Below are 20,533 nucleotides of genomic sequence, written 5' to 3'. Positions count from 1 at the left end.
CCGGCCTGGATAGCGTTCCGCTCATGCATCCACGCCTCGCCGCTGATCTCGCCGGGCTCCCGGATCTCCTGCGGACGGTCGGCCTACGCGCGAACGACATCCTCGGCCGCCTGCACGAGCAGCCGGTCGTCCCGCCGCTGCGCCTGCCCGACGCCGAACCGCTCCCCGAGGAGGGGACCGGGCTGGCTGCGGCGCTCACGGAGTTCACCCGCGAGTGGGCTCCGCTGCTTTCCGCCAGCGCGGGGCCCCGCTACCTGGGCTTCGTCACGGGCGGCGTCACACCGGCCGCGCTGGCGGGCGACTGGTTGACGGCGGCCGCCGACCAGAACCCCACGTCGGCGCTCGACGGCGCGGGCCCGGAGCTCGAACGCCGGACGGTCGGCTGGCTGCGCGAGCTGTTCGGTCTCGGCGCCGGGCACCAGGGGGCGTTCGTCAGCGGCGCGACCATGTCCAACACGGTGGGCCTGGCCATCGCCCGCGAGTGGCTCGGCGAGCGCATGGGCGTCAACGTGGCGGAGGACGGCGCGGCGGCGCTGGGGCGGGTGCGCGTCCTGTCCGGCAGCCCGCATTCGAGCATCGGGAAGGGCCTGTCCCTCCTCGGCCTCGGCCGCGCCTCGCTGGTCCACGTGCCGGTTCTGCACGGCCGGGAGGCGGTCGATGTCGAGGCGCTGGAGCGGGCGTTGGCCCAGTCCGGCGGCCCGGTGATCGTGGTCGCCAACGCCGGCACGGTCAACACCGTCGACTTCGACGACCTCCGCGCCATCGCCGCGCTGCGGGAACGCCACGATTTCTGGCTCCACGTCGACGCCGCCTTCGGCGCCTTCGCGGCGCTGTCGCCGGACCACGCGGACCTGGTCGCCGGACTCGACGCCGCCGACTCCATCTGCGTCGACCTGCACAAATGGCTGAACGTCCCCTACGACAGCGCCGTGCAGTTCACCCGCCACCGGCGCCTCCAGACCCGGGTGTTCCAGAACGCCGCGGCCTATCTCGGCCCGCTCGGCGAGACGCCCGACCCCGTCCACCTCACCCCGGAGAACTCCCGCCGCCTGCGCGCCCTCGCCGCCTGGTTCACGCTGCGGGCCTACGGACGGGACGGGCACCGCGAGATCGTCCAGCGGAACATCGCCTGCGCCCACGCCCTCGGGCAGGCCGTCGAGACGACCCCCGGACTGCGCCTGCTGGCACCGGTCCGCCTGAACGTCGTCTGCTTCACGCTCGCCGAGGACCCCACCGCCGAGCGGCTCGCCGGCCTCGCCGCCGACCTCAAGGACGAGGCGTTCCTCACCCCGACCACCTATGCCGGGGTACCCGCGCTCCGCGCCGCCTTCAGCAACTGGCGTACCACCGAGGCCGACGTCCACCGCCTCACCGAGGCCCTGAGGCACAAGCTGAGCCGTCCGACCTTCGCGCCCTAGGCATCCGCCGCCTGACCACCTGCACCGCCAAGGGCGATATCCGCCGGGCGGTGCGGCGCGGCGCGGGGAACGGCAGATCGGCGGTGACGAAGCGTGGGGCCGACACCGCCGCCCGAGACCACCCGCCCGCCCCCGGCCGCCTGACGTCGTTCCGCGACTGCCAGGCGGCCGGGAACTCCTTGTGCCTGAGCACCGCGCCGGCCTGCTCCGCGGCGAACTCGCGGTAACCCTTGGGCCGCGGCGCCACCGCAGGACGCACCGCTCCATCCGGATGACGTGGGGGAGGGGCGCAGGTCAGCGCGGTCGGAAGCCGTCGAACATGAAGGCCAGGGCGCGGGTGCGCGGGCGCGGACCAGCAGCGCTTCGATGGCCTCGACCATGTCACGGTGCAGGTCGTCCATGCCCGCCTTGACGTCCACGCCCGCGTCGGCGAGGGCGTCCACGAGCATCTTCTTGTCGGTGGAGTCGGCCACGACGCGGGTGAAGAAGGCGAAGAACGCCGCCCCGGCGTCGTCGGCGGGCACGGGCTCGGCGCCCTGGTCTACTCCCCGCTCGGCGGCGGCGTGCTGACCGGCCGCTACGGCCGCGACACCGCCCCGGACGCGGGCAGCCGCATGGGGCTGCTGCTGGACTCCGACCTCCCGGCGGCCCGCACCTGGGCGCGGGAACTGCTGCGCGATCGCAACCTGGACATCGCCGAGGAGGTCACGCCTGGCGCTCGACCTGCCCGCCGAGGCCGCCGACCGCCTGACGGAGGTGTCCCGGTGCACGACGATCGCCCCGGTCAACGGCATGAACGACCCGACCCGCCCCGCCTTCAGCCCTCGAACCGACGCGGGCCGGTTCGCCGGCGTGCATGTTCGCGCCGCCGGCGCTGATGACGGTGGCCCATAACGAGCATCCAGCTAAATGTGGCGGTGATCGCGGTGAAGAACAGGGTGAGACCCAGCGCCGAACCCCCGTCCAAGCCGGTGTCGTCCGCAGGCGGCGTCCGGAACGACTGCCACGCCGTCACACCCGCCCAGACGGCCAGGGAACCGAACAGGGCGACGACGGCGCCGAGCACCACCGTGACGCCGACCATGAATCGTATGCTCTCGGGCCGCTTGATCTGCGGTGCCGGCTCGTGGTCGGCGGGGACGACCTCGTACGGCTCGATCTCGTCTCCGTTCCGGAGGCCGGGGAAGTCGACGCCGACATCGAGCCAGCCGGCCCGCGCCTTGGAGCCGTAGTCGACGGCCACCGTCTGGAGGAGGCCCGGCTCGCGGACATCGCCGATGGTCAGACCGTCGGCCACGACGACCCGATCGCGCAGCACCCGCGCGCGGTGCCCGACGGCCAGTTCCTGCCCTCCATGCGGAGAACTCGGAACCGGCTGGACACGGGCCGTGGCCACCAAGGCGTTCGACCCCGCCAGCAGGACGGTGAGGATCTGCTTGCGTTCCTCGGTTCGCTGCGGGGGCGGAACGTCATATGCCTGGACGACGTCTCCGGGACGCACATCGGGGTGGCCCAGGTACAGGGTCCCGGTGCTTCCCTGCGGAAGGTCGTCCTCCGGTCCGCCGTTGCCGTCCGCGAGGGCCAGCAAGCGCAGCGCCTCGACCACCGGGCGTCCGTCGCGCACGACCCGCACTCGGTCACCGACCGCCAACCTGCCCTCGGTCACGATGGCCCGCGCGACGGGCCCGGCCAGGGGATCGCCGGCGACCTCGCGGACCTCGGCTCGTCCGAGCCCGCGCCGGTGCTCCGGTAAGGGGTCCTGGTACCCCGGAACAAGGTCGGAACCGACCCCCGCGGGCTCCGCGCGGACGTAGGCCTGGATCTGATCGCCCTTGAGGACGTGCCGGTGACCGATGGCCGGCATGCACCTTTCCAGGATGCCGACCCGTTCCCTGGGCTCCAGCCCAGACCCGATGCCGGCCTTTTTGATCAGAGCACCGATACGGAGATCCTCGGCGATCACCGTGCCGTGCCGAAGCAGTCGCGCCCGGGCGCCCCGAGCGATCCCGGGCCCTCCCACCACCCTGCCCTTGGGAAGGAGGCCGAGCCCCGGAACCTCCTGGAAACCCGACACGGTCATCAGGCCCAACCGCTTCTCGCCCACCCAGACGCTCTGCATCCTCACGCCCATCCCTTGCGAGGTGACTTCCAGCGAAACCCCGGATAGGACGTGGCGGTCATAGCGACCGTTCCCGGCGATCATTCGGGAGCAGGCGGGCTTCCGCGGCCTAAGGGAATCTGGAATGGTATTGGCCGAGTCCTTCGCCGCCCTCTTCAAGGACCCGCTGGTAGTCGGCCTCCGTGTAGCGGGAACATTCGACCAGTGCCTTATAGGTCAAGCAGGCCTGCGCGTCCAGGACGTTGATCTCGTGTCTCAGGGTGAGCTCGGGGTCCAGGTTGAATCGCCGCAACTCGCGGTCGCGGTGGCGGTCCGGGTGCCCATGGGTGCCGAGGAGGCGTGCGAGACGGGCCCGGGCGTCGGCGAGATGGGCGATGAGCTGTGCGGCGTCGACCGGCTCGCCGCCCCCTTCGAGAAGCGCGCCATCGGCCACGGCTTCGGGGACGCTCTTCCCGCGGGCCGGGTCGAGCGCTTCGTACATGAGGACCGCCCTGCGCGCGGCGGTGATGCCCTCCAGTCCCCGCCCGTTCTTCTCCAGAAGCAGCGCCTGGTTGTAGTGCAGCGATCCGAGGACTGCGATGTGGCGGCGGTTGCCGGGTTCGGCCTGCCGGAGGCGAGTCACCACCTGGACAGCGGCCATGTTCTCTGACAGTGCCACGTCGTATCTGCCGATCGCCGCATTGGCGTCGGCTTCGCGAATATGCGGCTCAGCCGACATGCGAAGCTGCTCAGCAGACCTTTTCCGCCACATTCCCGTCGGCCGCCCTCCACATCGTCCGGTCCGATTCTCGCCCATGCGAACCCAGAAGGCCACGGCGCGCCCCCGCCGCGCCGCAGCGCTGTCAGACGGTCTTGAGGGTGCCGCCGTCGATGACGTGGTCGGCGCCATGGACTGCCGCGGCCGCTCAGAGGAAGGCGGCGCGGTGGTCGCGGGCGAACTGCTCGAAGGACGTCGGCTCGCGGCCGGTGAGGTCGCGGACCGCCGTGGTGACCGTCTCCGCGCCGCCGTTCCGGTACGCGCGGCTCACCTCGATGAGGGCGTCGGCGTGGTACGCGGGCAGGCCGCGTTCCAGCATGGCGGCCCGGGCTTCGTCGTCCGAGAGCTGGACGAAGCGGACCGGCCTGTCCAGCACCCGGGAGAGCACCTCGGCGGCCTGCTCGTAGGTCAGCGCCTCGGGGCTCGTGAGGTCGTGGACGCGACCGTCATGGCCGTCGGTGGTGAGCACATGGGCGGCGACCCGGGCGATGTCGCGGACGTCGACGAAGCTGATGGGGGGCTCCCGTTACCAAGATCATGTTGCGCATGCTGGCCAGACCGGCCGACAGCCCCGCCCTCCCGCTCGGGGGAAGATGGGGATCTCTGGGCGGAGTGTCCGAGGGGTCCCCTAGCGTTGGGGGGCATGGAAGATCATCCCTCGGAGGGGTCCGAGGACGCGGGTGCGGGGGCGGCGGAGTACCAGCGGCCGCCGGCGGAGGTGCGGTTCGCCGACGAGCTGGAGAGGCTCCGCGAGAGCGACACCGGGCCGCGGCCGCCCGGGTGGGCGCTGAGCCTGACGGCCGCGCGGCGGTTCATCGTCGGGGACGACGCGCTCGGCGTCCGCCGCAAGTTCGTCGGCGACACCGCGCTCATCGACCGGGCCCTGGTGACGCTGGCGACGAGCCGGGGGCTGATGCTCGTCGGCGAGCCCGGGACGGCGAAGTCGCTGCTGTCGGAGCTGATCGCGGCGGCGGTCAGCGGCACCTCCACGCTCACGATCCAGGGCGGCGCGGCCACCACCGAGGACCAGATCAAGTACTCGTGGAACTACGCGCTGCTGGTGTCGGAGGGGCCCTCCACGCGCTCGCTCGTGCCGGCGCCGCTGCTCACCGGGATGGCCGAGGGCAAGGTCGTCCGGTTCGAGGAGATCACCCGCTGCCCGCTGGAGGTGCAGGACTCGCTGCTCTCGCCGCTGTCCGACCGCGTCCTGGCGATCCCCGAGTTGTCCCGCGCGGCGGCCGTGGGGAGTGGCGCGGTCTCGCACGGGGGCCAGAGCGCGGACGCGATGGTGTTCGCGCGCGACGGGTTCAACATCATCGCTACCGCCAACACCCGCGACCGCGGCGTCAACGAGATGAGCGCCGCGCTCAAGCGGCGGTTCAACTTCGAGACCGTGTTCCCGATCGCCGACTTCGCGACCGAGCTCGACCTGGTCGAGCAGGAGGCGCGGCGGCTGCTGGAGCACAGCGGCGTCGAGGTCGCGCCGCGCCGCGACGTCCTGGAGGTGCTCGTCACCGTGTTCCGGGAGCTGCGCGACGCCACCACCGGGGAGGGCCGGGCGATGGACCGGCTGTCGGCGGTGATGAGCACCGCCGAGGCGGTGTCGGTCGCCCACCAGGTCGGGGTGCGCGGCTGGTTCCTGCGCGGCGAGGCGGGAGGCGCCGCCGACATCGTCGAGTGCCTCGCCGGCACCGCCGCCAAGGACAGCCCCGAGGACCTCGCCCGGCTGCGCCGCTACCTGGAGCAGCAGGCGCCCCGCCGCGGCGGGGAGCAGTGGAGCGCGCTGCACGCCGCCCGGCACCTGCTGCCCGGCTGATGGCCGTCACGTTCGTCGGCGTCCGGCACCACAGCCCCGCGTGCGCCCGGCTCGTCCGGGACGCGATCCGGCGGCTGCGGCCCGCGTACGTGCTGGTGGAGGGGCCCGCCGACTTCGGCGGACGGATCGGCGAGCTGCTCCTCGGCCACCTGCCGCCCGTCGCGGTGTTCAGCTACTACCGGGACGCCGAACGCGTGCACGCCTCCTGGTCGCCGTTCTGCGCGTACTCCCCGGAGTGGGTCGCGCTGAACGAGGGCCGCGCCGCCGGGGCGGAGCTGCGGTTCATCGACCTGCCCGCGTGGCATCCGGCGTTCGCCGGCCGCAGCAACCGCTACGCCGACGCCGAGCGCCGCTACGCCGAGGTCACCGAGCGGCTGTGCCGGGAGTTCGCCGTCGACAACACCGACATCCTCTGGGACCACCTGTTCGAGATCGACGCCGACGGCGCGGCGGAGCGGCTCGACGCGTACTTCGGGCTCCTGCGGGGCGAGGCGGAGGCCGGGGAGGACGACACCGCCCGCGAGTCCTACATGGCGGAGTGGGTGCGGGCCGCCGAGGCCGACGCCGGGGACCGTCCCGTCGTCGTGGTGACCGGCGGCTTCCACAAGCCGGCCCTCGAAGCCCTCGCCGCGTCCGGCGGCACCGAATGGCCCCGCGTGCCCGAGCCGCCCGACGGCGCCGCCGGGGGCAGCTTCCTCGTGCCGTACTCCTTCCGGCGGCTCGACGCGTTCACCGGCTACCAGTCCGGGATGCCGTCGCCGGAGTACTACCAGCGGCTCTGGGAGGACGGCCCCGAAGCGGCCGCCGAGGCGCTCGTCGAAACGGTCGTGGCCCGGCTGCGCGGGCGCGGCCAGGTCGTGTCGACCGCCGACCTGATCGCCGCCCGCACCCTCACCGGCGGCCTCACCCGGCTGCGCGGCCACTCCGCGCCCGCCCGCACCGACCTGCTCGACGGCCTGGTGTCCGCGCTGGTGAACGACGACCTCGACCAGCGGCTCCCGTGGACCTCGCGCGGCCCGCTCGCCCCCGGGGCGCACCCGGCCGTCGTCGAGATGGTGGCCGCGCTGAGCGGCGACCGGACCGGGCGGCTGCACTCCGACACCCCGGCCCCGCCGCTCGTCGCCCACGCGACCGCCGAGCTGGCTCGGCTCGGGCTCGACCGCGACGGCCGGGTCGTGCTGAAGCTGGCGACCCCGCGCGGGCTGGAGCGCAGCCGCACGCTGCACCGCCTGCGCGTCCTGCGCGTCCCCCTCGCCGAGCGCGAGTCCGGTCCCGAGACGGGCGCCGACCCGGTGCTGGAGGAGCGCTGGGTCCTGGACGCCTCCGACCGCGACGGGCGCCGGCACGCCGCCCTCATCGAGGCGGGCGCCTACGGGCCGACCCTCGCCGACGCCGCCGCGGCCGTCCTGGACGAGCGGACGGCCACCGCGGGCGCGGACATGGACGACCTCGCCGCCGTGCTGTTCGACGCGGCGCTGTGCGGCTGCGCGGACCAGTCCGGCCGGATCGCCGAGTCGATCGCCGCAGGCGTCGCCGGCGCCTCCGACATCGCCGCGCTCGGCGCCGCGCTCGAATCCGTCCTCGGGCTGTGGCGGCACGACCGCGTCCTCGGCACGGCCGGCAGCCCGCTGTTCGGCACGGTCATCGACGAGTGCGTCGACCGGATCCTGTGGCTGGCGGAGGGAGTGCGCGGCGGCCCCGCGCCCGCCGACCTGCGCCGGCTCCGCGCCGTCGCCGCGGCCCGCGACGCGCTGCTGCACGCCTCCGGCGCGCTGCGCCTCGACCGGGCCGCGGCACTCGGCGTGGCCCGGCGCGTCGCCGCCGAACCCGGCGCGCCGCCCGACCTGCGCGGCGCCGCGTTCGGGCTCGCCCGCGCCCTCGGCGACGCCTCCGACCCGGCCCGCGCGGTGCGCGGCGCGGCCGCGCCGGAGACGTTCGGCGACTGGCTCGCCGGCCTGTTCGCGCTGGCCAGGCAGGAGGTGCTCGACCCCGGCGCCGCCGTCCTCGGCGTCCTCGACGAGCTGGTCGGCGGGCTGGACCAGACCGAGTTCCTGGTGGCGCTGCCCGCGCTGCGGCAGGCGTTCGAGTTCTTCCCGCCGCGCGAGCGCGAGGCCATCGCCCAGGGGCTGCTGGACCGCCGGGGCCTGAGCGGCTCCGGCCGCGCGCTGCTCCGCGCGCCCGACCCGCCGCTGCTCACCGCCGAGGCCCTCGCGCTGGACGCCCGCGTGGACCGGGCCCTCGCGGCCGCGGGCCTCCTGACCGCCGAACCGGACGGGCAGGGCGCGGAAAGCCAGCCCACCGCAGAGGAGGGGGCATCGTGATCCCGCCCGACCTGGAACGCTGGCGGCTCGTCCTCGGCTCGCCCGCCGGGGCGTGCATGGGCGGGCTGGGCGGCGCGGCCGCCGAACAGGACGCGGCGCTCGACTGGCTGTACGGGCGCGACCCCGACCTCGGCCGGCGCGGAGTGCGGCGCGGCGGCGGGAACTGCGACGGCGACCCCGCCCGGTCCGACGACCGCGCCGGCGGCGACGGGCCGTCCAAGCTCACCACCGTCGACTGGCTCGACGCCGTGCACCGGCTCTTCCCCAAGGAGACGATCGAGCGGCTCGAACGCGACGCCGTAGAGCGGTACGAGATCCACGAGATCGTCACCGACCCGGCCGTCCTGGAGCGCATCGAGCCGGACGAGGCGCTGCTGCGCGCCGTCCTGCGGACCAAGCACCTGATGAACCCCGAGGTCCTCGCGCTCGCGCGGAAGATCGTGGAGGCCGTCGTCCGGCAGCTGATGGAGCGGCTCGCCACCGAGGTCCGGCAGGCGTTCCACGGCACCCGCTCGCGGCGGCCGAGCCGCGTCAAGAACTCCCGCAACTTCGACTTCCACGGCACCGTCCGCGCCAACCTCGACCACTACCGACCGGACGAGCGCCGCCTCTACATCGAGAACCCGAGGTTCGTGTCCCGGACGCGGCGGCACGTCGAGCAGTGGCAGATGATCCTGCTCGTCGACCAGTCCGGCTCCATGGTCGGCTCCGTCGCGCACGCCGCCGTCACCGCCGCGTGCCTGTGGGGGCTGCCCGGCCTGAAGACGCACCTCGTCGCGTTCGACACCTCCGTCGTCGACCTGACCTCCGACGTGACCGACCCCGCCGAGCTGCTGATGAAGGTGCAGCTCGGCGGCGGCACCGACATCGCGCGGGCCGTGGCCTACGGGGCGGGCCTCGTGGAGAACCCGCGCCGCTCGATCGTCGCGCTCATCACCGACTTCTACGAGGGCGGGGACCAGCACCGGCTCGTCCGGGAGGTGCGGCGGCTCGTCCAGCAGGGCACGCAGGTGCTCGGGCTGGCGGCGCTCGACGAGGAGGCCAACCCGTCCTACGACCGGGGGACGGCGCAGCGCCTCGCCGACGAGGGCGCGCACGTCGGCGCGATGACGCCGGGGCAGCTCGCCGAGTTCGTCGCGGAGAGGATGGGCCGTTGACCCGCGCCGACCTCCTCGCGCTCACCCCGGACGCGCTGGCCGCCCTCGCCAACCGCGGCCTGGTCAAGCGCGCCGCCAAGGACCTCGACGCCGGCAACGGCCCCGAGATCACCGTCCTGCCGGACGGCGGGATCGAGGGCGCCTTCCCCGACGGCACCACGGCGTCCCTGCCCGCCGGGGCGGGGCTGGACGCCGCGCACTGCTCCTGCGCGGCGACCGGGACGTGCCGGCACCGGATCTGCCTCGTGCTCGCCTACCAGCGCGGCGCCGCCGAACCGGACGCCCCGCCGGCCCCGGAGCCGGCGGCCGACTGGTCGCCGGGCGCCTTCGACGACGACGCGCTCGCCCGCGTCCTCGGCCGGCGCGCCCTCACCGCCGCGCGCCGCGCCCTGCGCGCCGGCTACTCGGCGAAGATCCGCCGCCCCACCGCGCAGGACCCGGTGGCGCAGGTCGAGCTGCCGACCTGCACGGTCCGGTTCCTGGTGCCCGGCGAGCTCGGCTACATCCACACCGACGCCGTGGCGGCGGTGCGCGGCGAGGTCACCGTCCTCGCCGTCTGGGCGTTCCGCGCCGCCGACGAGCGCGGCCTGACCGGCGAGGAGGTCCGGCTGGACGTCGGCGGCCCGGCCGCGGCGGACGGGTCGGGCGGGACGGGCGGGAACGGCCTCGACGCCGCGCTCGACCTCGCCGACCAGGTCCTCCTGGAGGGCGCCGCGCACGCGGGGCCCGTCCTCGCGACCGCGCTGGGACGCACCGCCGGCGACCTCGCGGCGGCCGGTCTGCACTGGCCCGCCGCCGCGCTCGGCGACCTGGCCGAGCAGCTCGCCGCGCACCACGAGCGCCGCGCCGACCACGACCCGGTGCGCGTCGCGGAGCTGCTCGCCGAGCTGCACGCCCGGCACCGCGCGGCGGCCCGCGGCGGCGGCCGCTCCCAGGTGCTCGGCACGGAGGAGGCCGCGGACACGCCGCTGCGCCGCGTCCGCCTCGCCGCCCTCGGCTGCCGCGTCGGCGGCACGCCCGGGAGCCGCACCGCCGACGTCTACCTCGCGCACACCGGCACCGGGATCGTCCTCGTGCTGAAACGGCGCTGGGACGTCCCGGACGGCGACCGCCTCACCGGCTCCGACCTCGCCGGGCGCCGCGTCCTCGGGTCCCCGCTGCGGTCCCTCGCCGCCGCGAACGTGGTGTCCGAGAGCGCCTCGCGCAGCGCCGGCCGCGTCGTCCGGGTCGCCGCCGGGCGGATCGCGAAGACGACGGTCACCCCGCTCGGCGACACCTGGGAGAGCCTGCCCGCCCGGCTGCTCGTCCGCGACCTGGCCGCCGAGGGGCGGGCCCTGGACGCGCTGCCGCCCCGCCTGGTGCGGCCCCGCGTGGAGGCCGAGCTGGTCCGCGTCGTCGAGATCGCCGAGGTCCGCGACATCGGCTACCACCCGGGCGCGCAGCGGCTGGAGGCCGTGGTCGCCGACGCGGCGGGGACCACGGCCGTCGTGTCCGCCGACTACAGCCCGCACCGCCCCGCCGCGCTGGACGCCCTCGCCGAGGCGCTCGCGGCGGAGCCCCGGTTCGTGTCGGGCGCCGTCCGCAGGGACCGCGGGGGACTGGTCGTCGACCCGCTCGCCGTCATGACCTCGCACGGCACCGTCGTCCCCGACCTGGCGCCCGGCGACGGCACCGCCGCCCTCGGGGCCCCTCCCGCCGGGGCGCCGGACCCGCTGGGCCGGGCCCTGGACGAGGCGCTCGCCGCCTGCGCCGAGGCGGCCCACCGCGGCCTGCTGCGCCTCCCGGCCGGGGTGCGGGAGCGCCTCGTCCGCGCCGGCGCCACGCTGGAGCGCGCCGGCCTCCGCACGACCGCCGGCGCGCTGGACGCCCTCGCCGCCGCGCTCGCGGGCGACGACCCGAGGAGCATGTCCCGCGCCTGGGCCACCGCCCACATCCGCCTGGTGACCGCGGCGGAACTGCGCTGACGCGCCGCTAGGCGCGGCAGGTGAGCGGGCGGCCCCCGTTGAAGGTGATCATGTCGCTCAGGGCGGCGACCAGGTCGATCGGCGCGCCGGGCGCGTGCCCGTCCAGCTCGGCGTAGGCGCGGTGCAGGTTGCCGACGAGGCGCTCGGGGTCGGTCAGCTCCGCGTACGGGCCGAGGTCGGCCTCGCGGGCGGCCTCCAGCGGCGAAAGCCCGGCCGGCTTGGCCTCGGCGGCCGTCGCCTGGACGAACCGCGCGTAGCCCAGCACCCGGCCGATGAGCTCGGGGCCGCCGACGGGGCCGTGCCCGGGGACGATCGTCTCCGCCCCCAGCGGCGCGACGACCTCCTCCAGCACCTTGATCGCGCCCGCGACCGAGCCCTGCATCAGGAACGGGGTGCCGCCGTTGAACAGCAGGTCGCCGCAGAACAGCACCCGCCGGTCGGGGAGCCACACGATCGAGTCGTTGGTGGTGTGCGCCGGCGTGCCGACGTGGCGGACCTCGCACCGCAGGTCGTCCACCCACAGCGTCACGGAGTCGGTGTAGGTGAGGAACGGCGGCTCGATCTCGACGCCGCCCCACTCGACCTTCGTCCAGAACGGCTCGTCGAACGGCTCGCCCCAGCTGAGCGCGTCGTCCCGCGTCCTCTCGTGGCCGACGACGGTCGCGCCGGAGAACAGGTAGTTGCCGAAGGTGTGGTCGCCGTGGTGGTGGGTGTTGACCAGCGTCCGGACGGGGCGGTCCGTGACCGACCGGATCGACTCCAGGTACGCCCGGGTGCGGCGCTCGGTCGAGCAGGAGTCGACGCTCGTCACCCCCCGCGCCCCCACGAGGAAGCCGGTGTTGTTGATCCACCAGGTGCCGTCGGGCTGGACGTAGGCGAAGATCCCGTCGGAGACCTCCTGCAGCCGCGGGCTTCCTGGTCCCTCGCGGTCGGGTGCGTCGCTCATGGGACCGGGAGTGTAACGGGCGGCGGGAGCGCGACCGGGCGGGCCGCTCCCGCGCGGCCGCGGCGGGCCCGGTCAGTACTCCGCCACGGTCGTCAGCAGGTGCGCGCGCGGCGAGACGGCCCGGGCGGACGGCTCCTGCGTCCCGGCGGAGCGCAGGACCTCCCCGGCGCCGAGCACGGCCGCGTCGCCGGTGTCGTCCCCGAGCCGCGCGCCCAGCCCCGTCCGGTCCTTGATCAGCCGCTCCAGGCCGGGCAGCCGGGCGCAGCCGCCGGTGAGCGTGATGCCGACGCCGAGCAGGGCGCCGGAGATCTCGGGCGAGCAGCCGGAGAGCCCGGTGCCGATCGCGTCCACGATCCGCGCCACCGGACCGGAGATCGCCCGGGCGACGTCCGCGGTGGTGAGGACGATGCCGCGCGGCATCCCCGTCGCGATGTCGCGCCCGTGGACGACGGTCTGCCGCACCGGGCGGCGGCCGAGCGGCGGCACCGCGCCGACCTCCAGCTTGGCCTGCTCCGCCGCCGACAGCGACAGCGCGATGCCGTGCTCCTGCCGGACGAGGGTGGCGATGGCGCGGTCCAGCGCCGACCCGCCGACGTGCGCGGTGTGCGAGGTGACCAGGCCGCCGAACGCGATGACGCCGACGTCGGTGACGTCCGCCCCGATGTCGGCGATCACCGTGATGTCGGGCCGCACGGCGGAGGTCATGCCCATCCCGATGGCGGCGGCGATCGGCGTCGGCACGAGCGTGAGGTGCCGCGCGCCCGCCTGGTAGGCGGAGAACTGCAGCGCCCGGTAGTGGACGGACGTCAGCCCGCTCGGGACGGTGACGACCAGGCGCGGGCGCGCCGTGTAGTGGCGCTTGTGGTGGCGGCGCACCAGGTGCCGCATCAGGTACTCGGCCTCGTCGGTCTCGGTCGGCGCGCCTTCGCGGATGGGCCGGACGAGCGTGACGTCCGGGTTGCGCCCGGCCATCTCCCGCGCGGGGGCGCCGAGGGCGAGGATGCGCCCCGTGTCCCGGGAGCGTGCGAGGAGCGACGGTTCGCGGCAGACGACGCCGCGGCCCTTCACATGCATCCGCACGGTCGCGCTGCCCAGGTCGATAGCGGTGTCCCGGCCCGCGAAGTCCCACATCGCGTCCCTCCCAATCGCCCTGTTCGTCGCAAGAGTCCAGATGATTCCCGTGCTACCTGCGGCGATGCCCACGCCCGGGTAAGCGAATCGCAACGACCTGGCGGGTTGGATCCGGAATGTCTGGATCGCGGAACGCGCTCCGGCGCCGGCCCGGCACCCGCTCCCGGGCCGGCGCCCGAGATCATGCGGGGACGGTGCCGGACCGCGCGCCCGGCGGCGCCGTCCGGCCCTGCCGGCCCCACCGGGCCCGGACCTCGCCCACCGCGCGGCATGCCCCGTACAGCAGGAACGAGACCGTGGTGACGTACGGGCTGATCGGAAGGCTGGACCCGATCGACAGCAGGATCCCGCCCACCGCCGACACCGTCGCCAGCCCCGCGCTCAGCACCGCCGCCGCGGCCGGCGACGCGGTGACCCGCACCGCCGCCGCGGCGGGCGTGCAGATCAGCGCGAGCACCAGCAGCGCCCCGACGACCTGCACGGACACGGCGACCGCCAGGCCGAGCACGAGCATGAAGGCCGGCGACAGCGCCCGCACCGGCACGCCCCGCGCCGCCGCCGCGTCCGGGTCCAGGCTGGCGAACGCCAGCGGGCGCCACATGACCGCGAGGCACGCCAGCACCACCGCCGACGTCGCGAGCAGCCAGGTCAGCCCCGGCGTGTCGATCGCGACGATCTGGCCGGTGAGGAGCCCGAACTTGTTGGCCGACCGCCCCTGGTACAGCGACAGGAACAGCACGCCGAGCCCGAGCCCGAAGGGCATCAGCACGCCGATGACCGACCCGCGGCCGCGGGCCTTCGCGCCGAGCACCCCGATCAGGCCGGCGGCCGCCAGCGCCCCCGCCACCGAGCCGCCCGCCACGCTCGCCCCGGCCAGCAGGGCGGCCGCCGCCCCGGCGAACGACAGCTCGCTGATGCCGTGCACGGCGAACGCGAGGTCGCGCATGACGACGAACGTCCCGGCGAGCCCCCCGACGAGACCGAGCACGGCCCCCGCGATGAGCGAGTTGCGCACCAGCCCGAGCAGCGCCCCGTAGTCCTGGAAGTTGAAGACCTCGTGCCACGCCTCCTGCCAGCTCATACCGTCTCCGAGCGGCAAGGCCGGGCGCTTGCCGCTGCGCGCGCCGGAGCCTCCGTGACCCGGGTCGTGCCCATGTCCAGCAGCCGGTCGGCGAAGGGGAGGACCGGGTCGATGTCGTGGGTGACGAAGACGACGGTCGTGCCGTGCTCGCGGCGGCGCCGGTCGACCAGTCCGGCGACGACGCGCTGGTACCGGGCGTCCAGCGACGCCAGCGGCTCGTCGCACAGGAGGACGCGCGGGCCGGCCGCCAGCGCCTGCGCGACCCGGACGCGCTGCAGCTCGCCGCCCGAGAGGAGTTCGAGCGGGACGTCGGCGAACGCGGCGGCGCCCACGTCGGCGAGGGCGGCGTCGACCCGGCGGCGCACGTCCCGGCGCGGCAGGCCGGGCCCCCAGCGATGGCCGTCGACGCCGAGCCGCACGAGGTCGCGGGCGCGCAGCGGGGTGTGCGGCGGCACGGCCCTGTGCTGCGGGACGTAGCCGGTGCCGGCGCCGCCGCGCCGGGGGCGGCGCCCGTCCACCGCGACCGTTCCGGACGACGGCCGCTGGAGCCCGAGCAGCATCCTGAGCAGGCTGGTCTTTCCCGAACCGTTGGGCCCGACGACGGCGAGGAACTCGCCGGGCGCCACGTCGAGGTCCAGCCCGCGCCACAGCGTCCGGCCGCCGTAGGACAGGGCGGCGCCGCGCAGGGCGATCACGACAGCGCCTTCTGGAGCGCGGAGACGGTGCCGTCCATCCAGGCGACGTAGTCCCGGCCGCCGGGCAGCGTCTCGGTGACCGGGACCACCGGGACGCCCGCCTCGTCCGCCGCCTTGCGGACCTGCTCGGTCTGCGGGCCGCTCGTCTGCACGTTCTCGACGAGCGCCCGGACCTTCCTGCCGGTGAGCAGCGCCAGCGTGTCGCGCATGGCCCTCGGCGGGACGTCGTCCCCCTCCTCGATCGCCTCGGCGAACCCCTCCGGCGTCCGGTCCACCAGGCCGGCCGCTTCGAGGAGGTAGGCGGGTACGGGCTCGGTCACCGCCACACGTTCCCCGGCGTGCGCGGCCTTGATCGCCGCCACCCTCTCCTCCAGCGCCTTCAGCTTCGCCTTGAAGGACGCGGCGTTCGAGGCGAAGGTCTCCGCGGCCTCGGGATCCGCCTCGCCGAGCGCGGCCGAGACCCGGTCGGCCAGCAGCGCGACGGACGGCAGGTCGTACCAGACGTGCTCGTTCGGCTCCTCGCCCGCGGGCGCCGTCTTCCCGGAGATCTGGAAGGCGTTGAGCACCCGGGCCTTCGAACCGGCGCCCTTCAGCAGCGTGTCCACGAAGCCGTCGTAGCCGCCGCCGTTCTCGATGACCACATCGGCCTTGGACAGCGCGAGCCTGGCGCGGGTGCCCGCCTCGAAGGAGTGCGGGTCCTGCGCGGGGTCGCTGATGAACGACGTCACCGTCACCCTGCCGCCGCCGATCTGCCGCGCGATGTCCCCGTAGACGTTGGTCGACGCCACGACCTGGACCGTCGCCGCCGCGCCCGCGCCGGGGGACGATCCGCAGGCGGCGGACCCGAGCGCCGCGGCGGCGAGGACGGCGCCCGCCCCGAGGACGCGCGCACGCTGAGCAGGCATCATGAACCTCCTGAAAATGATAACGATTTTCAGTGGCAACCTAGCACGGCTCGCCCGCTCTGTCCCGTTCGTCGCTCGTCGCCGGCAAGGCCCCCGCACGCGAAAGGCCGCCGTCCCGGTCCGGGACGGCGGCCTGTGCGGTGTTCGGTCGAGGGGGCTCTACCAGGCGAACGCCTCCGGCACCGGACCCGGGCCGGGGAAGATGTCGTCCAGGGCGGCCAGGAACGCCTCGGGCAGCTCCAGGTCGGCGGCGCGGACGGCGGAGTCGAGCTGCTCGCGGACGCGCGGCCCGACGATCGGGCCGGTCACGCCGGGACGGGTGAGGAGCCAGGCGAGGCCGACGTCGCCCGGGGGGAGGCCGTGCTCGTCGCACAGGTCCTCGTAGGCCTGGACGCGCGCCCGCTCCGCCGGGTCGGCCAGCATCTCCGCGGCGCGGCCCGACCGCGACCGGGAGCCGTCCCCGTCGCGCTCCTTGCGCAGGACGCCGCCGAGCACCCCGCCGTGCAGCGGGGACCACGGGATCACGCCGAGCCCGTAGGCCTGCGCCGCCGGGACGACCTCCATCTCGGCGCGCCGTTCGACCAGGTTGTACAGGCACTGCTCGCTGACCAGGCCGAGCGAGCCGCGGCGGGCGGCGGCCTCGTTGGCCTGCGCGATGCCCCAGCCGGGGAAGTTGGACGAGCCGGCGTAGAGCACCTTGCCCTGCTGGACGAGGACGTCGACCGCCTGCCAGATCTCCTCCCACGGCGTCGACCGGTCGATGTGGTGGAACTGGTACAGGTCGATGTGGTCGGTGCCGAGCCGCTTCAGCGACGCCTCGGCGGCCTGGCGGATGTGCAGCGCGGACAGCCCGCCCTGGTTCGGCCAGGGCGAGTCGGGCGGCGCCATGTCCGCGTAGACCTTCGTCGCGAGGACGGTCTTCTCGCGGCGACCGCCGCCCTTGGCGAACCAGGAGCCGATGATCTCCTCGGTGCGGCCCTTGTTCGCGCCCCACCCGTAGGCGTTCGCGGTGTCGAAGAAGTTGATCCCCGCGTCGAGCGCCGCGTCCATGATCGTGTGGGCGTCGGCCTCCTCGGTGAACGGGCCGAAGTTCATCGTGCCGAGCACCAGGCGGCTGACCTTCAGGCCGGTGCGGCCGAGTCGGGTGTATTCCATGGTGATCAAGCCAAGCACCTGGAGCGTGCTCCAGGTCAAGTGTGACGCGCCCCCCGGCGCCGCACGGCGCGCGCATGGCGCCGGGGCAGGCGGAAAGAGGCTCAGGGACCGACGTACTCGGCCCACGGCTCGTAGGCCGGGCCGTGCCAGAAGGATCTCGGTTGCGCCGCGGCTCTCGGCCGGGGTTCAGGCTTTGACATGTCCGACGGTGTGTCGCTTCGCGGAGCCTGGGCCGCGGAATCGTCCGGTCTGGAGTGGCCGCCGGGTGGTGCGGCCTTCGCTACCGGGTGGCGGGGGGCCTTTTTGGAGGGTTTGTCGCTTTTCTTGTGTGATTTCAAGTGATGTGGCGGAATGTGGGGGGTCCGCTCGCTATCTGGGGGCTGGTCGGCTCTCTTCTGCGCACTCATCCGGTCGATCTTCTCGACGAGCTCCCGCACGGACGGCGACCACTCGCGATAGGCGGGCGCGCCGGGCCGTACCGCGCCCGCGAACTGTTTCTTGCGCCGCGCGCCGAACTTGTCGATGCGGACCCTGGCCCCCGAATTGGGCGCGTGCAGGAACCGGCCGTGCCCGACGTACATGCCGACGTGGCTGCGGCCGTGGAAGAAGATGAGGTCCCCGGGCTTGAGCTGCCTCATCTTCACCTTCCGGTCCACCTGGCGGTACTGGGCGTAGGTGACGCGGGGGATCCTGACGCCCGCCCTGCGCCACGCGGCCATCATGAGGCCGGAGCAGTCGTAGCCGGACGGCCCCGTGGCGCCCCACCGGTACGGCTTGCCGATCTGCTTGCGGGCGAACCGCAGCGCCTTCTTCGCGCGCTTGCGCTGGGCCGCCTCCCGCGTCCGGTACTTGTCGTACGCCCGGACCTTCTGCAGCGTGGCCGCGTCCAGGTGCAGTCTCCTCAGCGCCGTCGGGCTGAGCGCCGTCGGCGTGAGCGCGGCGAAGGCCGTGGAACCCAGCGGGACCGTCAGCGCGAGCCCGGTCACCGTCGCCGTGACGGCGGTTCGGAGCGCTCCCCGTTTTCGGTCGGCCGCCCGGCCGCGGCCGGTCCGGCCCGCGATCGCTCCGCTTCCGCTTTCGGCATCGTGCGAGTGGCGTGCGATGGACATTCTTCCGCTCTCCGTTTCCGATCAGGTATCGGCAGGTGATCATCATCCCGCCGAGGGAACGGGTACCCGTTGAACGGCACGGAATTGTGCGAGCGCGCCGATTTTACGTGATCATGACGCCGAATTGGAGGCCGGGTTCAGTGTCTTTGATCAAGCGGTCAGATGGGCGAGCGATTTCAGCGGGACGGCGAGCCAGGCGGGCCTGTTCTGCGCCTCGTACCGCACCTCGTAGACGGCCTTCTCGAATTCGAAGGCGCGGATGAGCACCGAATGCGCGGCCGGGTCGGGGCCGCAGCCCGCCGCGTAGCCGCGGCAGAACGCGGCGCGGTTGCGCGCCGCCCAGGCGTGCGCCCGCGTCTCCAGCCGCGGCCCCGACTCGCTCGGCACCGTGCCCGCCTTGGTGATGAGGTACCGCGCGGCGTACTCGAACGAGCGGAGCATCCCGGCGACGTCGCGCAGCGGGTGCGCGAGGGCGCGGCGCTCGCTCTGCGTCCGCGCCGGCTCGCCCTCGAAGTCCAGGACGCTCCACCCGGACTCGGTGCGCAGGACCTGCCCGAGGTGGTAGTCGCCGTGGACGCGCTGGACGGGCAGCGGCTCGGCCCGGGCGGCCAGGTCGAGGTACGCCTCCGTGAGCGCCTTGGCGTGCGGCGCGAGGGCGGGCACCGTGCGGCAGGTGCCGGTCAGCTCGGTGTTCATCCGCGCGGCCATCGCGCGGACCTCCGCCGCCGGGACGACCGTCACGCCGAACGCGTCGGCGAGCGCCCGGTGCACCTCGGCGGTGGCCGCGCCGAGCCGTTCGGCCTCGGCGGCGAAGTCGCCGCCGGCTGCGCTCGCGTCCAGTTCGGCCCACTCGTCGCCGCCGGGCGGCGGCGTGTGCGCGAACCAGTCGCGCACGCTGGCGATCGCGAGGCTCCACCCGTCCACGCCGGTGTGCAGGTAGTCCGACAGGAGGGCGAGCGTGACCGGCTCCCCGCCCGCGGGGGCGCCGTGCCCCCGGTCCAGCTCGATCCAGCCGAGGACGGCCGGGACGTGCGTACAGCCGCCGCGGGTCAGCGCGAGGTTGACCTCCAGGTCGAGGTTGACGCCGGGGGACAGGCGGCGGAACAGCTTGCAGATGTACTCGTCGCCGAACAGCAGCGACGTGTTGCTCTGCTCGGCGGTCATGGGCAGGCTCGCCAGGTCCGTGCGGATGCGGGCCCCGCCGGCGTGGTGGAACCGCAGCGGGCCCACGGACGCCCCGCGCGCCATGGCGTCCAGCAGCACCCGGGTCAGGTCCGGGTCGTGCGCGGCGTCGTACAGGCGGGGCCTCGCGGCCCGGTCGCCGCAGTGCCCGCCGATCTCGACGTGCCGGAGCCGGTCGGGCAGGTCGCGACGGACGCCGAGGAGGAGCTGGTAGTGGTCGGTGGTGTCGTCGCGGCGGACGTCGAGGACGAGGTGGTGCAGGGCGGGGTCGCCGGAGTGGAGTTCGGTGGCGGTGCCGATGGCGAGCTCGTGGATGGGGCCGTCCTTGCCGCCGAACCAGCGCTGCCGGGGCAGCCACTCCGCGATGTCCCGGACGAGGTCCGGCTCTGGAGGAAGCACGGTCAGACGGTCCTTCCCGCGCGCGTGCCGAGCCCGGCCTCCGCGCTAGGCCCGGGGGCCGCGTCGTCCGGGGGAATCAGCTGGAACCAGAAGAATCCGTGGCCCGGCAGGGTCAGCAGGTAGGGCAGCTCGCCGATGGCCGGGAACTGCACGCCGCCCATGCACTCGACGGGGGAGTAGCCCTCGAAGCGCCGCAGGTCCAGCTCGACGGGCTGCGGGAACCGGGACAGATTGCTGACGCACAGGACCGTGTCCATCTCCCCCCACGGGCTCTCGTCCTCGGTGATCTCGCGGGTGAAGGCGAGGACGGAGGGGTTGGAGGCGGACAGTTCGACGTAGGAGCCGACGCCGAAGACGGGGTGGCGCTGCCGGATCTCG

Annotated in this window: 18 protein-coding genes; 5 read left to right on the top strand and 13 right to left on the bottom strand. The window is 74.6% G+C overall.

All coding sequences use genetic code 11. The features are described 5' to 3' along the window. The first annotated feature begins 23 nt into the window (after positions 1-23). On the top strand, positions 24-1,418 hold the full coding sequence (locus tag AB0C21_RS26500) for a pyridoxal phosphate-dependent decarboxylase family protein (protein WP_500207736.1): 1,395 nt from the start codon (positions 24-26) through the stop codon (positions 1,416-1,418). Here the strand turns inward: AB0C21_RS26500 and AB0C21_RS26495 are convergent. The 4 genes from AB0C21_RS26495 to AB0C21_RS26480 form a co-directional block, all read right to left on the bottom strand. Next, complete coding sequence (locus tag AB0C21_RS26495) at positions 1,415-1,942, bottom strand: SbtR family transcriptional regulator (RefSeq protein WP_500207735.1); 528 nt, start codon at positions 1,940-1,942, stop codon at positions 1,415-1,417. The two genes, AB0C21_RS26500 and AB0C21_RS26495, sit on opposite strands and share 4 nt — an antisense overlap. Before the next feature lie 293 nt (positions 1,943-2,235). After that, positions 2,236-3,621, bottom strand: a complete 1,386-nt coding sequence (locus AB0C21_RS26490) for a hypothetical protein (RefSeq protein WP_500207733.1) — start codon at positions 3,619-3,621, stop codon at positions 2,236-2,238. Between the two features lie 25 nt (positions 3,622-3,646). Further along, positions 3,647-4,255, bottom strand: coding sequence for a hypothetical protein (locus AB0C21_RS26485; RefSeq protein WP_500207731.1), 609 nt, complete (start codon positions 4,253-4,255; stop codon positions 3,647-3,649). A gap of 187 nt (positions 4,256-4,442) precedes the next feature. Continuing rightward, positions 4,443-4,763 (bottom strand): hypothetical protein, encoded by a 321-nt coding sequence (locus AB0C21_RS26480; protein WP_500207730.1) that lies wholly within the window; start codon positions 4,761-4,763, stop codon positions 4,443-4,445. A gap of 174 nt (positions 4,764-4,937) precedes the next feature. Here AB0C21_RS26480 and AB0C21_RS26475 point away from each other — a divergent pair, with 174 nt between their 5' ends. From AB0C21_RS26475 to AB0C21_RS26460, 4 genes are read left to right on the top strand one after another with little or no spacing between them, the layout of a single operon-like run. Further along, positions 4,938-6,110, top strand: a complete 1,173-nt coding sequence (locus tag AB0C21_RS26475) for an ATP-binding protein (protein ID WP_500207729.1) — start codon at positions 4,938-4,940, stop codon at positions 6,108-6,110. After that, positions 6,068-8,431 carry a DUF5682 family protein gene (locus AB0C21_RS26470; protein WP_500207727.1) on the top strand — a complete coding sequence of 788 codons (2,364 nt, stop codon included), beginning with the start codon at positions 6,068-6,070 and terminating at the stop codon, positions 8,429-8,431. The genes AB0C21_RS26475 and AB0C21_RS26470 overlap by 43 nt, the downstream gene beginning before the upstream one ends. Continuing rightward, complete coding sequence (locus AB0C21_RS26465) at positions 8,428-9,588, top strand: VWA domain-containing protein (protein WP_500207726.1); 1,161 nt, start codon at positions 8,428-8,430, stop codon at positions 9,586-9,588. The genes AB0C21_RS26470 and AB0C21_RS26465 overlap by 4 nt, the downstream gene beginning before the upstream one ends. Beyond that, positions 9,585-11,552, top strand: coding sequence for a YehQ family protein (locus AB0C21_RS26460; RefSeq protein WP_500207724.1), 1,968 nt, complete (start codon positions 9,585-9,587; stop codon positions 11,550-11,552). Before AB0C21_RS26465 ends, AB0C21_RS26460 begins: the two co-directional genes overlap by 4 nt. 7 nt (positions 11,553-11,559) lie before the next feature. On the opposite strand, the gene AB0C21_RS26455 is transcribed toward AB0C21_RS26460, so the two are convergent. The 9 genes from AB0C21_RS26455 to AB0C21_RS26415 form a co-directional block, all read right to left on the bottom strand. Continuing rightward, a complete protein-coding gene (locus tag AB0C21_RS26455) occupies positions 11,560-12,498 on the bottom strand; it encodes an MBL fold metallo-hydrolase (RefSeq protein ID WP_500207723.1) in 939 nt (312 codons plus the stop codon). A 72-nt stretch (positions 12,499-12,570) separates the two neighbouring features. Continuing rightward, on the bottom strand, positions 12,571-13,629 hold the full coding sequence (locus AB0C21_RS26450; protein ID WP_500207721.1) for a rod shape-determining protein: 1,059 nt from the start codon (positions 13,627-13,629) through the stop codon (positions 12,571-12,573). A 181-nt stretch (positions 13,630-13,810) separates the two neighbouring features. Further along, on the bottom strand, positions 13,811-14,710 hold the full coding sequence (locus tag AB0C21_RS26445; RefSeq protein ID WP_500207719.1) for a metal ABC transporter permease: 900 nt from the start codon (positions 14,708-14,710) through the stop codon (positions 13,811-13,813). Continuing rightward, on the bottom strand, positions 14,707-15,405 hold the full coding sequence (locus AB0C21_RS26440) for a metal ABC transporter ATP-binding protein (protein ID WP_500207718.1): 699 nt from the start codon (positions 15,403-15,405) through the stop codon (positions 14,707-14,709). Before AB0C21_RS26440 ends, AB0C21_RS26445 begins: the two co-directional genes overlap by 4 nt. Beyond that, the gene (locus AB0C21_RS26435; protein WP_500207716.1) at positions 15,402-16,310 is read right to left on the bottom strand and encodes a metal ABC transporter solute-binding protein, Zn/Mn family; all 909 of its coding nucleotides are present in this window, start codon (positions 16,308-16,310) and stop codon (positions 15,402-15,404) included. The genes AB0C21_RS26440 and AB0C21_RS26435 overlap by 4 nt, the downstream gene beginning before the upstream one ends. A 159-nt stretch (positions 16,311-16,469) precedes the next feature. Further along, entirely contained in the window at positions 16,470-17,465 is a 996-nt protein-coding gene (locus AB0C21_RS26430; protein ID WP_500207715.1) for an aldo/keto reductase, read from the bottom strand. A 101-nt stretch (positions 17,466-17,566) separates the two neighbouring features. Then, positions 17,567-18,574: a C40 family peptidase gene (locus AB0C21_RS26425; RefSeq protein WP_500207713.1), complete on the bottom strand. Its 1,008-nt coding sequence runs from the start codon at positions 18,572-18,574 to the stop codon at positions 17,567-17,569. Between the two features lie 150 nt (positions 18,575-18,724). Continuing rightward, complete coding sequence (locus tag AB0C21_RS26420; RefSeq protein ID WP_500207711.1) at positions 18,725-20,155, bottom strand: maltokinase N-terminal cap-like domain-containing protein; 1,431 nt, start codon at positions 20,153-20,155, stop codon at positions 18,725-18,727. A 2-nt stretch (positions 20,156-20,157) separates the two neighbouring features. Further along, a partial coding sequence (locus tag AB0C21_RS26415) for an alpha-glucosidase C-terminal domain-containing protein (protein ID WP_353822039.1) occupies positions 20,158-20,533 on the bottom strand: 376 nt, incomplete at its 5' end.

Source organism: Spirillospora sp. NPDC049024 (assembly GCF_040649235.1).
Lineage (GTDB): Bacteria > Actinomycetota > Actinomycetes > Streptosporangiales > Streptosporangiaceae > Spirillospora.
This window is presented reverse-complemented; position numbering and strand designations above follow the sequence as displayed.